Source organism: Bradyrhizobium sp. JR4.3 (assembly GCF_040547695.1).
GTDB lineage: Bacteria > Pseudomonadota > Alphaproteobacteria > Rhizobiales > Xanthobacteraceae > Bradyrhizobium > Bradyrhizobium canariense.
Genome location: NZ_JBEPQF010000058.1, coordinates 13,766 through 27,668 on the forward strand (window position 1 = coordinate 13,766; position 13,903 = coordinate 27,668).

Consider the following 13,903-nt stretch of genomic DNA (forward strand, 5'->3'; position numbering starts at 1 on the left):
GAACGCTTGGATGCGTTGGTATGCTGAGCAGCAAGCGCTGCAGCCTGCGAGGCAACAGTCGGACAACATGCCGGCGGATCAAGCGAGTTTTGAGGAGCATCTCCAAGCTAGCTCCTCTGATGAGAGCTCCGGAGCGGCGAGTTCACCCGATACTCGGCCCGCAGAGGCGCATGGAAGCATCCAACGCAGTGACGTCGGTGGTTCGATGCGGATGCCCCCGCCGTCCAACCTGCGGGATGACCGGTTCAGCAGCGGGCGCCACAGCGTGGACATCCCTCGTGCTCACCTTGGTGGCTCGGCCGCGAATGCCGCGCCGCCTAACTTTCGTGATCGGCCATTCAGCAGCACCGGCTACACTGCGCCATCGGAACCGCAGGCTGCGGTGCGCACGAAGGACAGCAAGAGCCGTGGACTGTTTTCGCGTGCTAAGTCAGCGGTTGGGAAAGCCCTCAGGGGGAGCCGTCACGAAAAGTCGTCCGGCGGTGCGGCGCCCGATCCTTCAGAGCGGCGCATGGACGCCAAGCGCAGCCTCGTGTCCGACGCGGACGCGCGCCTCTTTGACTCGTTCAGAGAGGACGCCGCCGCTAAATATACTGGAAGCAGCATCGCGACTTATGTGAGCGTTTTGACCCCATTCGCTGCTTGGCTCCGCGCCCAGAACGTGACATTGGCCAGCCTGCTAGATGATCCTAATCAGTTGACTGCCAGTGCGGCAACGTTCTTGAATGTAGATCCGCACGATGTCGTTAAAAGCCGCCTGGGCCGCGCATTGAAGGCGCTCGGTGGAGTGCTCGAGCATGAGGGAACCGGTTGGGTGCATGGGAGGCGAATTCATTCCGATGACAAGCACCTCGTCGACCAGTTTGTGACAGCTGTCCGAGCCGCCCGAAGGGTTCCTGAGAGTACCATCGATTACAATGCAAAGTTGCTTAGGGGATTCGCTTATTGGCTCCGAGAAAGCGACAAGCCATCGATGGCTTCTCGGCGTCTGACCGATCCTGAGTCACTCGCCGGCGACATCGAGACGTACAGGGAAGTCGGTAGGGATCCTTCTGACAGACTCAAGTCGGCAATGTCTAATCTCCAGAGGCTCGCTCCTGGGGGGCCAGGACTCCAAGCAGTCGGTGCCGGGCCGCGCCTGATGGGGCTGCGAACAACGGATCCTTATCCCGACGACAACCGCATCATCGAGAGCTGGTTAAACCAAGAACTGCACAATCTTGGACTGGACGCGACCGCCGCAGAGAGAAAACCTGTCCACAACAAGGCTAGCATTCAACGCGCGTTTAGTGATTCGCTCCAAAGGGAGCAAAGAGGGAGCATAGTGAGTCGACTCGACGGAAGCGAGGAGCAGCAAATTCAGTTGAGGGAGGAAGCTGTAGCCTTCGATAAAACCAAGGCAGCCAGAGGAGTCCTCCTCCCAACTTTACATGAGCTTTGGAGATACCTACAAGTCCTTAAGGCGAACGGAGCGTGGGGCGCGACCGGGTCGCGAACGGTCAGTTACGATCAGGAGCAGCTTCGGGGCGACGCGGGCCAAGCTGGATGGCGGCCACCTGCCGGATGGCACGGCTCGTGGTCCGGGCCATCGTCGGACTCGCATCAACCTGCCGGGTCGCAAACGCAAAGCTACCATCAGGAGCAGCTTTGGGGCGACGCGGCCGAAGCCGGATGGCGGCCACCCGCCGGAGTGGAGGTCCCGTCTGCTTGGATGGGGGCTTTGGATCCGACAGCTTCGTCGCACGACCGTAGTGGGTGGGTGCTGGGCGCCACGGACTGGTTGGGCGACGAGCATATCCACAGGGATTACGAGCTCCTGTGGCAGGAATTGCTCTGGAATAATCCGGATCTCGCCGCTCGGGCGCGATTCGTAGATCCCCTCGTAGCCCACCAGCTTCGCGTGGGCGCGGCACGCGAGGTACTACTACGCGCATTCCAGCACATCGTCCATGACCAGAATGGTAACGATACAGCCGACTTCCTGTTCCTGCCAGTGAACGATGCCAGCGCTACGGATCCTAATCGCCGCGGCACCCATTGGTCGCTGCTGCTCGTTGATCGCCGCGATCGGGAAAGACCGGTCGCCTATCACTACGACTCCGCCTGGGGACACAATGGCGGGCTCGCAGCAATGTTGGCAGGACGGTTGAACGCCAGCCTGCAACACGCCAGCATACCCCAGCAAAGCAACGGTTATGACTGCGGTGTGTTTGTGCTGGACGCCACGCGGGCCCTCGTCGGACGGTTGGCGCAAACACGGGAGGACATAGCGCATCTCGATAACCTCGTCCCCGATCGGCAGGCTTTGCAAAACAGACTGAGGAACGATCCCGGCTGAGGTTGATGGGCGACCGGAGCACCTCTCGCCGACAGCTGTGCGGTTCCGTGAGAGAATGGATCATGATGACGACGACCTCTCTTGCGCCGACTTTTGCTCGCCAGCTGGGCCGAGGAAGAGGATCGTCTAGAGAGGGTCGGTGTGCCCAAGGACGTTCTCTTCAAGACTAAGCCCGAGATCGCGCTGGAGCAAATCCGATCGGCCTGTGAAGCGGTACTGAGCGTGGTGTGGTACTGATGGATGCCGGATATGGCGCGGATACGACGCTGCGCAAGGAAGTGACTGCGTTGGAATTGCGCTATGTTACGGGCATCTTGCCGAACGCCGTCCGTGTGGCCGCCCGGCATGGGACCGCTGCCGCCTAAGAAATGGTCGGGCAATGGGCGGCCGACGACACTGATGCGGCGGGACGACAAGCACAAGCCTTGCTCGGTCAAGGAACTTGCTGTTGCTCTACCCAAACAGGCTTGGCGTAATGTAAAATGGCGCGAAGGCAGCGCTGAGTTCTTGAGCTCGCGCTTTGCGCGGCTCCGGGTCCGCCCCGCTCATCGCGATTACTGGCTGAGCGAGCCGCATCCATGGTCGATTTGGCCAAGCTCAGATGGCGCATCGAACGCGACTACCAAGAGCTCAAACAGGAGTTCGGCCTCGGGCATTATGAAGGGCGCCGCTGGCGCGGTTTCCATCACCACGCCACGCTATGCATCGCCGCTTACGGTTTCCTGATCTCCGAAAGGGAGACGATCCCCCTGACGACCTCGCCGGCCCGCGTTCATCAAAGAAATTACACTTTCCAAAAACCAAAAGCCCCGCGGCGCTCCCGCTCAGAACCGAGCGTCACATGCCGAATTCGATCTGTACATGTGGGCGGCGCCTCTCGAGCGCATTGGTTAGGCGGCTACGTAGATGTCCGTGCTGCGCAATCCAAATCGAGGCCCATGCGCCGACATGATTTGTGACGCAGTAAGACTAGAGTACGCATACGACGAAGGCCGCCTGATTGACGCATGCGCGCGAGCGCGACGAGCTCTATGAAGGCGTTGCGTGAAGATCAGGCAGCCTGCTGATCGGCGGGAGTGTCGCCTTGGCGGAGGAGCTTCCATTCCCAGGGCAGCAGTTCGTGCAGACGCGATGCGGGAAGATCGGCGATACGGAGGACGATATCGGCGAGCCAGGCCTTGGGATCTACACCGTTAAGACAACAGGTGGTGATCATCGTCAGCATGATGGCGGCGCGGTCGGCACCGCGCAGGCTGCCGGCGAAGGTCCAATTGCGCCTTCCCAGGGCCGTTTACCGTTCATTCTGCCCATGTCGGGGAGGATTTCGAGGTCCACTATCGTTGGCATCCCTATTTTGGCCGGATGGTGAACGTGCGTCGTGTGGAGCAACGCGCGACAGGTCAGTTTTTGCGGATCCGAACCCCATTGGGCACGGTCATCACGATTCCCGGCTGGATGGTAGATCCAATCGCATGCGCGGATATGACCTCCGGGCCACCACAAGTTGATCTTGCCGCATTGTCAGAGCTGAAGAGACTGGTCATAGCGCTCGCCATTTCCACAAACTCCCCGAGCGATCGAGTCGCATGGGAGAACGCCGATGAAGCAGGAGCGCGTAGCTGTACGGATTTCAGACGGGCAACTGAGCCTGATATTCGAGCCAGACAGGCTGGACAGGATGAACGAGGCGGCGCGGGTGAAGGCGTTACTGACGCTCGCCCAAATCCTCATGCAGGCCGCCGGCCTGGTAGTCGAGGAGCTCGGTGATGCCCGACACTGACCAGATCCCGGAAGCGCTCTTGAAGCGCAAAGCTGTCGTCTATGTGCGGCAGTCAACGCAATCCCAGGTGATGGCCAATCTGGAGAGCCAACGGCGACAATACGATCTTGTGGATATTGCGCGCCGACACGGCTTCTCCGACGTGGAAGTCATTGATGATGACCTCGGCCGTTCGGCGAGTGGAACGGTGGCCCGGCCCGGCTTTGATCGGCTGGTCGCATGGTTGTGCGCAGGAGCCGTTGGCGCCGTGATTTGCTTCGATGCATCGCGGCTCGCGCGCAACGGCCGCGATTGGCATCATCTGCTTGAGTTATGCGGGCTTGTCGAAGCGAGGATGATTGATCACGACGGCGTTTATAATCCTTGCCTTCCGAACGATCGGCTCTTGCTCGGCATGAAGGGAAGCATAAGCGAGTTTGAGTTGGGCATAATCCGGGCACGGATGCTAGAGGCAGCCAGGGCGAAGGCCCAACGTGGTGAGCTACGCTTATCAGTGCCGTTTGGTTATGTCTGGCATCGCGAAGCCGGTCTGGGCCTGGATGCTGACCTGCGTCTGCAAGAGGTGATTCGACTTATCTTCACTCGCTTTCGCGAACTTGGTAGCGCTCGCCAGGTGTTGTTGTCGATGAAGGCGGAGCAAATCCATTTCCCCCGACCTGCTGACGAAGGTCGCATGACAAACTTCGTTTGGCAGCCCATCCGCTACCGCAATGTGATCAGTGTGTTGAAGAATCCGTTCTATGCGGGTGTTTACGTATACGGCAAAAGCGAGAAGCGAACCGCGATTATCGAAGGCAGAGCGCGGCGGACCTACGGGCACTACAAACCGGCGGGCACTTGGGATGTGATGATAAAAGATCATCACGAAGGGTACATCACCTGGGATGACTACGAGCGCAACCAGAAGCAATTGGCGCTTAACGCCTACGGTCGCCCAGATGGTGCAAAATCAGGCCGGGGCGGCCAGGCGCTCTTGTCGGGCATTCTGACGTGCGCTCGTTGTGGTCAGCGCCTGAGCGTCAGCTATAGGGGCGGTCGAATCAGCTACCCGGTCTACCGCTGTGACAAGGGTAGTCTAGCAGGTCGGCTTCGCTGTATGATATTCGGAGCTTCAAAAATCGACGCGGCAGTTGCACGAGAACTGTTACGAGCGGTAGAACCCATGGCGATCGAGGCCGCGTTCGAGGCACAGCGCATGCAACGGGAACGCCAAGACGACAAGCGCCGGATCTTTGATCTGGAACTCCAGCAAGCCCGGTACGATGCCACGCTAGCTGAGCGTCGCTACGCCGCCTGTGACCCCGATAATCGCCTGATCGCTGCGCAGTTGGAGAAGAACTGGGAGTACGCTTTGCGCCGTGTGCGCGAGCTGGAAAATCGCCAGAATGACCATCAGTCATCCGGCCACGCGGTCGATCCCGGCACCTTTGCCGATCTGGCGGATAACCTGTCCGTAGCCTGGAAATCCCCTGATGTGACGATGCGCGCGCGCCAGCAGCTGCTGCGAGCCTTGATTGTCGACATCATCGCGGACGTCGACGATGCGGTACGCGACGTTGTGCTCACGATCCATTGGCAGGGTGGGCAGCACTCCGAGCTTCGGATCCGCAAGCCGCGCTCCGGTGAACACGGTTCCTCCACGGCGGAAGATGCCTTGGCTGTTGTCCGCAGCATGGCCGGGCGCTGGTCTGACGAGCACATCGCCGCCACGCTCAATCGGATGGGCTTGCCCACCGGCATGGGTAAGACCTGGACAGCACATCGGGTCAGCTCTATTCGCCGTGTGCGTGGCATCCATGCCTACCGTTCAGCGGAAAAAAACGGCGAATGGCTTACGCAGATCGAGGCCGCAAAAGCGCTCGGTGTCTCAAGTCATATGATCCGCCGCCTTGTCTCCAGCGGCGTTCTTCCTGCTGTGCAGGTTGTTCCGCGAGCGCCTTGTCAGATTCGAGCTGCCGATTTGGCGTCCGAGACGGTCAAAACAGCGATTGCCCGAAAGGGTCGCCCGTCTCGCGAAATTGACGCGGACACGCTTCCAATGTTTACAAGCACTTAAAGAAGGGGCGCACAATGACTCAAGGCTTGCGATGCCTCTCAATGCGCGCTCAGCACAATTGTTGGTCAAGCAGATCCTGCCATCGTCGAGGAAGCGGGCGAAGTCCTCCCAGCGCCTGAGCATGTAATTCATGGGCTTCAGGACCTCAGAGGAGCGCGAGAGGGGTTCGCGCTCGAGGAGCAGCCAGGCATGCATGTCCTCGAGAAGCGGCTTGCTTTTTTCCTGGCGCACGGCGCGCCGCTGGTCGGCGCCGCGGCTGTTGATGGCGCGCTCGATCTCGAACAAAGCGTCGAGGCGTCTGACCGCCCCCAACGCGATCGGGGAGACCGGTTTGCCCCTGTGGCCTTCCCGGGCGTTCTTCTCGATGTAGGGCAGCTCGAAGAAGCCCCGCCGCGCATGGGCGAAGCAAAACGCCGGCGTAATCGGCAGCACCTTCTTCTGCGGATCGAACAACGGCTCGAAGCCGTTGTAGCAATCAGCTTACAGGATACCGGCGAAGGCGGCACAGATGCTTCTGTGGATGCTCGCCTCGACGGTCGCTCGAGGCGTAATAGACCGCCGCCGGTGGCGCTGGCCCGGCGAAGGGCCGGTCATCCCGCACATATGTCCAGATCCGACCGGTCTTGCACTTGCCCTTCGCCAAGATGCGGATGGTGGTGTCGTCGCCATGCAGGCGCTCGGCAGCAAGCACATGGCGTTCGATCAAGTGGAAGAGCGGCATGACGGCGAAGGTCCCGTGGCCGACCTGGTCGGCCAGCGTCGACAATGGCAGGTCGATCCCCTCGGCCTTAAAGCGCGCACTCTGCCGATTGAGCGGGATGTGCATGCCGAACTTGTCGAACAGAATCGTCGCCAGCAATTGTGGGCCGATGAAGCCGCGCGGCGTCGCGTGGAACGGCGCCGGCGGCTGGCTGATCTTCTCGCAATCGCGGCAGGTGAACTTCTCGCGCACTGTCTCGATGACCTTGAAGCGGCGCGGGATCTCCTCCAGCGTCTTGGTCACATCCTCGCCGATCTTCGCCAGCCGCGATCCGCCGCAGCAGGCGCAGCTCGTTGGAGCCTCAATGACGATGCGCTCGTGTTCGATGTCGTCCGGCCAGGGCTTGCGTACCGGCCGCTTGCGCGTGAAGGCGCGCACGCTCTGGGTCTTCGCCGCCGCGGCCTGAGCCGCAAGCTCATCTTCGCTCGCCGTGGTGGCGAGTTCTTCGAGTTCCAATTCCAATTGTTTGATCAGACGCGCCGTGCGCTCGGAGCGCTGCCCGTACAGTTCGCGTTTGAGTTTCTCGATCCGCAGCTCGAGATGCGCGATCAGCGCCGCGTTATCCGACAGCTCCGCTTGCGCGCTGGCAGCCATCGCCTCGGCTCGCAGCCGGGCCTCACGCTCGGCCTGCAGCGCCGCCAGGGCACTGACAAGATCCGATGGAAGGTCGTCCGGCTTCGATATCATGAAGCCATTGAATCAGATCAAGCAGCAGATTCAAACCCAAAACGGCTATCCGACCCGCGTCGGACGCTGGGTTTCTTGCGGGTTGCGCCAATCGATCCCGGACAACAGGTAACTCATCTGCGCCGGCGAGATCGTCACCGCATCGCCCGCAACGAAGGCCAGATGAACCGCCCTCTCTCCAGTCTTTTGGTGAACAGGCATGCTCCCTGGCCATCGTGCCAGATCACCTTCACAAGATCGCTTCGGCGACCGCGGAAGACAAACAGATGACCGCTGAGCGGGTCCTTGCGCCGCACCTCCTTGCACCTGGAGTGCCAGCGTCGGAAAGCCTCGGCGCATGTCCGTGTAGCCTGTCGCAAGCCACACGCGTGCGCCCGTCGGAACCGGGATCATCGGCGCACCAAAGCATCGAGAACGCGACGTAGTGCGTCTCCATCAACGTCGCCATCGACCCGGATGCAGTGCCCGCTACCAAGATCGATCTCGATGATGCCAAGGCTCTTCCGTCGACGCGCCGCGGTCGTCGTCAGTGGCGCTTCGGCCACCGCCAGCGGCGGCACAGACGACCCAATCTCGACCGGCACGAACGGCGCTATACTCGCTTCAGCGTGCTTGCAAAGCTCTTTGCGCCACCTGAACAGCAAGGCCAGCCATGCGAGCCACCTCGGAAACGCAGGCTCCGGGCTCGAGCGATGCTGCAACAAGCCGTTCTTTCTCATCCTGTGACCACCGGCGCCGCCGCTCGACCGATGTGATCACCTCCGCCCTCGAAATCGTCATAGCGCTTCTCCTAGGATTACCCCTAGGACCTGCAGCGTTCGCGTCCGTCAAACAAGGCGGCCCTCAACGGCTTTCAATTACCCACATCGTCGGCGAGTTCCGATTGAGAGGCCGAAGGCGATGTCATTGAGGCGTGTTAGGCCTCGCCAGACGACCATGTTTCCTGGCGGCGGATCGTGGTTGCGTGCGAGGTAGCCACCGAGCATGGCGATCTGGAGCAAATAGGTGGCGAGGGTCCTGCGCAGGATGCGCGGCTTGGCCCGCGCCGCGTCGATGGCATCAAGCGTCGCGATTTCGGTTGGGGTAAGGACTGTCTCTGGCGCAACCTCGGGCTTTGCTCGTGCGGACATGGTGAGGAAGAAGATGCGCCAGCTGACCATCGCGATGAGGGCGAGGAATTTGGCCAGCCGCTCGGCGGTCTCAAGCCTCGCCTCTTCGGCGGACAGCCAGACTTCATGACCTTGTGAAACACCTCCGCCTTCCAGCGCAAGGCGTACCATTCGAGCTTCTCGATGGCGATGGCGAAATCTGCGACCGGCAGATTGGTCACCAGCTTCCAGTCGATCGGCGGACGCTCCGCCGGCGGGTCGATCTCAAGGGCTTGGATGTAGGTGAGAAGCTGAGGACTATATCGCTTCTGCTTGCCGACGGGCGGCAAGGTTTGGATGGCGGCGAACTTCACGTGCACGCACGCCGTCTCATCCTGTCCGATCGCGACGTAATGGCGTCCCGCCCAAGGCGCAGCCGAGAGCTGGGCGAAGACCCGATGAGCTCCATCCCGCCGCTCTGCGCCGGCGGCCAATCGATTGGTTTGCACACGCACCAGAAAGCGCGTGCCGAGATCTTGCGCCAGGCAAAAGAGCTCGTAGAGGTCGCTCTCGCGGTCGGCCACATGCACGCAGCGCTCCGGCGTGCCCACGAACGCCATCGACTGGCGCAGGTTCTCCAGCCACCGATAGCTTTCCTTCGTCTCGATCGGCACGCGCGTGGGATTCACGTGTCGCTTGAGCGTCCAGGTCCCCTTGAACTTCGTGCGTGTCCAGAACTTCGCTGCCGTCCTAAAATCTTCATTTTCGGCTTCAGCCGCAGCGCATTTACAGCGAGAGCGCTAGCTGGATTGATCGCCATCGATGGCATCCTGAAAGCAGGCTCACCTATCGGCGTCTCCGTGCTGTTTGACCGATACAAGAGGGGAAACGAGGAAAGCATCTGGAAGTTCAAGGAGATCGAGGCGTCGGGAGACACCACCAAGCTGACTGACCAGGAAATGTGGCTGCTTAAATATTCCAAGGCAGCAACCCGGCCTGCTGCGCAGAATCAACACACCAGCGGGAAGTCGTTCTCCATGATTAGTGCAGGGAAAATGCATTCTCGAAAACCTAACGAAGATAAGCTGCGCTCGAACGAATGAAAAGGCGCGCAATGCAGCAGGGCTGTGATGCAGGATGCGGCTCAGCGTCCTGCCGGGTCGGCGTAGGTCCTTGATGTGAGTTGTGGGGCTGCGGGAGGGCGGACAAGGCTATTCTGGTTGCGGAAGCAGAAGCGCTGGCGACACTGCTCCTGTCCGGCACCACCGGGTACTCAAGTCGAATTCTGGCGCCTGTCGCGCCAAGCCGTTGGAGGAAGAAGATTGACAGACTTCTTCGAGATTGATTTTTTAGATGTTGAAGCGAAGAGCAGCGGTGATGCCATTTGCATCCGCTATGAGTTGAACGGTCAGACGTTCATTCACGTGGTCGACGGAGGTTACCAGTCGACTGGCGAGAAGGTCATCAATTTCCTGAACAAGTACTACGGGAGTCCGAAACGGATCGACCATGTTGTTGCGACCCACAATGACGGCGACCACGCCGGAGGTCTCCAGCGAGTCCTGGAAGACTGTGAGGTCGGCGTGCTCTGGATGCTGCGACCTTGGGTCTTTGCTGCTGAGCTTCTTCCTCGATTCAAGCGCTTCACAACAGCCGATGGACTGGAGAAGGCGCTAAGGGAAGCTTACTCGAATCTAGCCGCTCTCGAAGAGATCGCCTTACGAAAGAATATCCCTATCTATGCGCCATTTCAGGGTAGCACGATTGGCGCTTTCCGGGTGATGGCTCCGACACGTTCGCGCTTTCTGGATCTGATTCTCTCCTCGGATAGGACCCCCCAGGAGAAAGGGCTGCTCGAAATGGCACGCGACGCGGCTGTTCGTGTGGCCAAAGAGGCGGTCGCGCTTGCCAAAGCCGCTTGGGGCCACGAATATTTTCCGGCGGGCGAGACGAGCAACGAAAATGAGATGAGCGTCGTTCAGTATGCCTATCTCAATGGATGCAAAATCCTGCTCACCGCCGACACCGGACGCACTGGGCTCAAAGAAGTCATCGATTATGCGCCGTTGGCCGGACTGACCTTGCCTGGCATCGATCGATTTCAGGTTCCTCACCACGGTGGACGCCACAACGTTTCGACCGACTTGCTGGATCAACTATTGGGTGAAAAGAAGGCGGCACAGGGCGGGAAGACGACCTTCACCGCCGTGATAAGCGCGGCCGAGGCCGATGAGGATCATCCCCGCAAATCCGTTGTCCGCGCTATGCATCATCGTGGTGCACATGTCATCTCAACCGAAGCATCCAACAAGCGGACCTCCAAGAATGCTCCGCAGCGCGATGACTACAGCGCCGCAGATTGTCTGCCGTATCCGGACGAACAGGAAGACTGAGACCTTGTTGCGTTCACCTGAGAGAGCGGCGGAGCCAGAGTCCGGTCGCGCTGGTGTTCGTGTCTGTGGACGACAGCGAGCACGTTTCTCGCCTGTTCTGCGCCGTTTCCGGAACAAGTCGACCCAAATGAGCACAAACGATGATTAAAAAAGAGTCGAAGGAGAAATTGAAGGAGCAAAACACTTCCCCATTGATGACGATCCTCGTTGTCAATTTCGCAATCTTCGCCCTTGCGCTCAAGACGGACCAGTTCCTAGCGGCCGAATACGAGGAACTGCTTAAGCATTGGCAGGCGCTCATACCTGCTGGACTGGGAGCCGTGCTTATCAGCGTGATCAACGGTGTGCTCGATGTTCAAACCAAGGCCAGACTGGTGTTTTGGCGTTGGCACGATCCTTTGCCCGGATGTCGGGCGTTCTCTTACTATCTTCATCGCGATCCGCGGATCGACGTTACGACGCTGAAGACGAAAGTCGGACCGTTTTCCAGCAACTCCGACCGAGCAGAATGCTCTTTGGTACAGGCTTTACAAGTCGGTAGAGGAGGATCCGCGCGTCCTACACGTTCATCGCCGTTTTCTGGACGCGCGACTATGCCGGCATCGCTTTCATGCTTCTGATCGTCTTTGGCGGAACCGGTATTGTTGCGATGCAGAATTACAAGACAGCGCTACTCTATCTGACATCTCTCATGGCCCAGTCTCTAGCGAGCGGAATGGCTGCAAGGAATTATGGCATTCGTTTTGTAGATACAGTGCTTGCTCTAAAGGCGGCAAGCTGAATCTCAGAAGTGATTGCACAGACAACGTCCCCGACCTCCGAAAGCGCTTCTTGACGCGATTGGTCGACGAGGTTGGCCCGAGCCGCAATGCGTGCTTCATTATATAGAGCCGCGTCTGCCGTCGGCAACGGATTGGCATCCATCGCGTCCGCGTAACTTCCCCATGAATATGCCTGCAGGTCCACAAGAGAGTCGTCCCACATGCTGTGGAACGTTGATCGCCTGCTGTGTGCGGTCCCATTGGAGTCTTTGGCGTGAAGCACGACAGACAATTTGTTGTCGCCTTCATCGCCGCTCCGTTCGCTCGCATGCAATGGCTGCTCCAGATCTCCGGCAAGATGGACAACGAGCTTTTTAGCGCCCGCAACCTGTTGTCTTTGGAGCGCGACTTGTCTTTCAGGGCTGCGATGGCTGCCGGTAGGCCTTTAACGATGCAGGAGCCTTGTCTGCCCACGTGCTTGCAATAGATTCCGGCGTCATAAGTCGAACGCTCGACATCGATATCAACGAAATGCCACCGACGTGTTCTTTCCTTCTGCTGTGAATTTGTAGTCATGTCGAGATCGCGGCCAGAGAGCTGTCCCCGATCAGCACCTTGAGGGCCTGTGCGGCGGGACTCAGGTGCCGCTGCGCCAGTTCTGCGATAACGGAATGACCTTGTTGCCTCCAGGCTGGCGCCGAGGAGCTGCTGGCCACCAACGCGGCGGTACAGATCGGAACGTCAGCCTGAGCAGCATCACGAGCCATTCCCAAGATACTGGATTGGATGACGTTGCTTACAGCAGACAGCATGACGCTAGGGCACGTTGACCAGTGGCATCGGCGCGGTCGGTCGCGGGATGAAAGCACTTTGGTGCTGGCCGCGAGCCGCCAACATGATCACGAAAGCCGTGAGAACGATTAGGAGTCCACGCATATCGATAGATCACTCGCAGAGCTGTAACGCAACTATGAAAGGGCTCATATCCCTTGTGCCGGATCAACAAGAAAATGAATCTGCTGTACCATGCGATGAGACGTACGCGGTTAGATTGCAAAGCGCCAAAGTCATAGCGTTTGCTCTTGGGGCAAGACGGCAAAACCAGGTCCTTTATGCCGAAAACGTGCGTCCGGGCCTCGTTAGCGGCTGAAATACCGCGGCGGATTTCAATCGTAGGATCAATCGCTGGATGCCTTCGTTCTTGGCTTTCGTTGGCTTGCGTCACTTGTCACGAGTTCACCGAAAGGGCCGCGGATCATGAGCGTGTAGACGTCCAAGAGTTCTCCTCGCCACCTGTGCCGGGAGACTGACCCACGAGCTGTTAGTAAACGCCAGGATCGGTCGCATCCTCGGTATTGATGAGGAAAACCCGAGCGTCGGGTCCAAGAGCAATCTGGCCGCGCAAGCTCGGATCGGCAGCAACTTTCAGCAATCTTGCCAAACCAACCCCGCCACTTTCGCCTGCAACGACAGCTGGGTTGCCGTCCCCGGGATTGGCCAAACGCTTCATCGCGCCGACGGCGTTCTGGTCATCGACAATCATAAAAGCGTCGGCTGCGCGCGAAAGGATGCGCCAAGCGAAGGTTCGTAGCATTCGAGCATCGCCATCACTGTCGACTGCCCATTGGTCTCAGCCCCGCAAATTCCTCCAAAAATGGGTAGAGTCCGTCGCCTGGCAAGGGATGGACCATGAAGCCAAGCGGGTTCACGGAAGAGCAGATCATCGGGATTTTGCGAGAGCAGGAGGCGGGTGCGGCGACTGCTGTGTCTGCCGCAAACACGGGATCTCCAGTGCGGCGTTCTACAAATGAAAGGCCAAGTACGGTGGCCTGGAGGTTTCGACGCCGAGCGGCTCAAGGCGCTGGAGGACGAGAACGCCAAGCTCTAGAAGCTCTTGGCCGAGGCGATACTCGATTGCGCCATGCTCAAGGACGTTGCGTCAAAAAATGTATGACCCGCCCCGCCCGTGCAAGGTCGTTTAATGAGGACGATGCAGTCTGCACAAATGTATCCGGCCTCTTGCAAGTGGGCCGCTGTTGC

General features: G+C 59.4%; 13 protein-coding genes and 4 pseudogenes. 10 read left to right on the plus strand and 7 right to left on the minus strand.

The genetic code is table 11. The annotated features are described in order from the left end of the window. Positions 1 to 511 precede the first annotated feature (511 nt). Both ABIB91_RS39995 and ABIB91_RS40000 read left to right on the plus strand, forming a co-directional pair. Positions 512 to 2,338 (plus strand): Ulp1 family isopeptidase, encoded by a 1,827-nt coding sequence (locus ABIB91_RS39995; protein ID WP_354172514.1) that lies wholly within the window; start codon positions 512 to 514, stop codon positions 2,336 to 2,338. A 75-nt stretch (positions 2,339 to 2,413) separates the two neighbouring features. Beyond that, positions 2,414 to 3,297 (plus strand): annotated as a pseudogene (locus ABIB91_RS40000) (IS701 family transposase); the annotation flags it as partial. A gap of 92 nt (positions 3,298 to 3,389) precedes the next feature. Here ABIB91_RS40000 and ABIB91_RS40005 read toward each other — a convergent pair. Beyond that, a pseudogene (locus ABIB91_RS40005) lies at positions 3,390 to 3,626 on the minus strand (transposase domain-containing protein); the annotation flags it as partial. Positions 3,627 to 3,938: 312 nt separating this feature from the next. On the opposite strand from ABIB91_RS40005, the gene ABIB91_RS40010 reads away from it, so the two are divergent. Together ABIB91_RS40010 and ABIB91_RS40015 are read left to right on the plus strand one after the other, a co-directional pair. Further along, entirely contained in the window at positions 3,939 to 4,118 is a 180-nt protein-coding gene (locus ABIB91_RS40010; protein ID WP_176540802.1) for a hypothetical protein, read from the plus strand. Further along, complete coding sequence (locus ABIB91_RS40015; protein ID WP_354172516.1) at positions 4,105 to 6,174, plus strand: recombinase family protein; 2,070 nt, start codon at positions 4,105 to 4,107, stop codon at positions 6,172 to 6,174. The genes ABIB91_RS40010 and ABIB91_RS40015 overlap by 14 nt, the downstream gene beginning before the upstream one ends. A 27-nt stretch (positions 6,175 to 6,201) precedes the next feature. Here ABIB91_RS40015 and tnpC read toward each other — a convergent pair. From tnpC to ABIB91_RS40035, 4 genes and pseudogenes are all read right to left on the minus strand, one after another. Then, positions 6,202 to 7,621, minus strand: a pseudogene (tnpC, locus tag ABIB91_RS40020) (IS66 family transposase); the annotation flags it as partial. A 134-nt stretch (positions 7,622 to 7,755) separates the two neighbouring features. Beyond that, the gene (gene tnpB, locus ABIB91_RS40025) at positions 7,756 to 7,917 is read right to left on the minus strand and encodes an IS66 family insertion sequence element accessory protein TnpB (RefSeq protein ID WP_354172518.1); all 162 of its coding nucleotides are present in this window, start codon (positions 7,915 to 7,917) and stop codon (positions 7,756 to 7,758) included. Positions 7,918 to 8,224: 307 nt separating this feature from the next. After that, positions 8,225 to 8,401, minus strand: coding sequence for a transposase (locus ABIB91_RS40030; protein ID WP_354172520.1), 177 nt, complete (start codon positions 8,399 to 8,401; stop codon positions 8,225 to 8,227). Positions 8,402 to 8,478: 77 nt separating this feature from the next. Then, positions 8,479 to 8,901, minus strand: coding sequence for a hypothetical protein (locus ABIB91_RS40035; RefSeq protein WP_354172522.1), 423 nt, complete (start codon positions 8,899 to 8,901; stop codon positions 8,479 to 8,481). A gap of 266 nt (positions 8,902 to 9,167) precedes the next feature. Here ABIB91_RS40035 and ABIB91_RS40040 point away from each other — a divergent pair, with 266 nt between their 5' ends. From ABIB91_RS40040 to ABIB91_RS40055, 4 genes are all read left to right on the plus strand, one after another. Further along, positions 9,168 to 9,812: a phospholipase effector Tle1 domain-containing protein gene (locus tag ABIB91_RS40040; RefSeq protein WP_354172524.1), complete on the plus strand. Its 645-nt coding sequence runs from the start codon at positions 9,168 to 9,170 to the stop codon at positions 9,810 to 9,812. Positions 9,813 to 10,031: 219 nt separating this feature from the next. Further along, the gene (locus ABIB91_RS40045) at positions 10,032 to 11,102 is read left to right on the plus strand and encodes a ComEC/Rec2 family competence protein (RefSeq protein WP_354172526.1); all 1,071 of its coding nucleotides are present in this window, start codon (positions 10,032 to 10,034) and stop codon (positions 11,100 to 11,102) included. Positions 11,103 to 11,242: 140 nt separating this feature from the next. Continuing rightward, the gene (locus tag ABIB91_RS40050) at positions 11,243 to 11,722 is read left to right on the plus strand and encodes a hypothetical protein (RefSeq protein ID WP_354172528.1); all 480 of its coding nucleotides are present in this window, start codon (positions 11,243 to 11,245) and stop codon (positions 11,720 to 11,722) included. Next, entirely contained in the window at positions 11,713 to 11,883 is a 171-nt protein-coding gene (locus tag ABIB91_RS40055; protein ID WP_354172530.1) for a hypothetical protein, read from the plus strand. The genes ABIB91_RS40050 and ABIB91_RS40055 overlap by 10 nt, the downstream gene beginning before the upstream one ends. Here the strand turns inward: ABIB91_RS40055 and ABIB91_RS40060 are convergent. Beyond that, a complete protein-coding gene (locus ABIB91_RS40060) occupies positions 11,832 to 12,209 on the minus strand; it encodes a phospholipase C/P1 nuclease family protein (protein WP_354172536.1) in 378 nt (125 codons plus the stop codon). The genes ABIB91_RS40055 and ABIB91_RS40060 overlap by 52 nt on opposite strands. Here ABIB91_RS40060 and ABIB91_RS40065 point away from each other — a divergent pair. Next, positions 12,138 to 12,350, plus strand: coding sequence for a hypothetical protein (locus ABIB91_RS40065; protein WP_354172532.1), 213 nt, complete (start codon positions 12,138 to 12,140; stop codon positions 12,348 to 12,350). The genes ABIB91_RS40060 and ABIB91_RS40065 overlap by 72 nt on opposite strands. 834 nt (positions 12,351 to 13,184) lie before the next feature. Here ABIB91_RS40065 and ABIB91_RS40070 read toward each other — a convergent pair. Then, positions 13,185 to 13,457 carry a PALP domain-containing protein gene (locus ABIB91_RS40070; RefSeq protein ID WP_354253300.1) on the minus strand — a complete coding sequence of 91 codons (273 nt, stop codon included), beginning with the start codon at positions 13,455 to 13,457 and terminating at the stop codon, positions 13,185 to 13,187. A gap of 95 nt (positions 13,458 to 13,552) precedes the next feature. On the opposite strand from ABIB91_RS40070, the pseudogene ABIB91_RS40075 reads away from it, so the two are divergent. Beyond that, positions 13,553 to 13,814, plus strand: a pseudogene (locus ABIB91_RS40075) (transposase); the annotation flags it as partial. Between the last annotated feature and the right edge of the window lie 89 nt (positions 13,815 to 13,903).

What these genes read in the sequence shown, in the direction of transcription:
- ABIB91_RS39995 (WP_354172514.1), top strand. Translation starts at nt 512, where the DNA reads ATGGACGCCAAGCGCAGCCTCGTGTCCGACGCGGACGCGCGCCTCTTT.
- ABIB91_RS40010 (WP_176540802.1), top strand. Translation starts at nt 3,939, where the DNA reads ATGAAGCAGGAGCGCGTAGCTGTACGGATTTCAGACGGGCAACTGAGC.
- ABIB91_RS40015 (WP_354172516.1), top strand. Translation starts at nt 4,105, where the DNA reads ATGCCCGACACTGACCAGATCCCGGAAGCGCTCTTGAAGCGCAAAGCT.
- ABIB91_RS40030 (WP_354172520.1), bottom strand. Translation starts at nt 8,401, where the DNA reads ATGACGATTTCGAGGGCGGAGGTGATCACATCGGTCGAGCGGCGGCGC.
- ABIB91_RS40035 (WP_354172522.1), bottom strand. Translation starts at nt 8,901, where the DNA reads ATGGTACGCCTTGCGCTGGAAGGCGGAGGTGTTTCACAAGGTCATGAA.
- ABIB91_RS40040 (WP_354172524.1), top strand. Translation starts at nt 9,168, where the DNA reads ATGAGCTCCATCCCGCCGCTCTGCGCCGGCGGCCAATCGATTGGTTTG.
- ABIB91_RS40050 (WP_354172528.1), top strand. Translation starts at nt 11,243, where the DNA reads ATGATTAAAAAAGAGTCGAAGGAGAAATTGAAGGAGCAAAACACTTCC.
- ABIB91_RS40055 (WP_354172530.1), top strand. Translation starts at nt 11,713, where the DNA reads ATGCTTCTGATCGTCTTTGGCGGAACCGGTATTGTTGCGATGCAGAAT.
- ABIB91_RS40070 (WP_354253300.1), bottom strand. Translation starts at nt 13,457, where the DNA reads ATGCTACGAACCTTCGCTTGGCGCATCCTTTCGCGCGCAGCCGACGCT.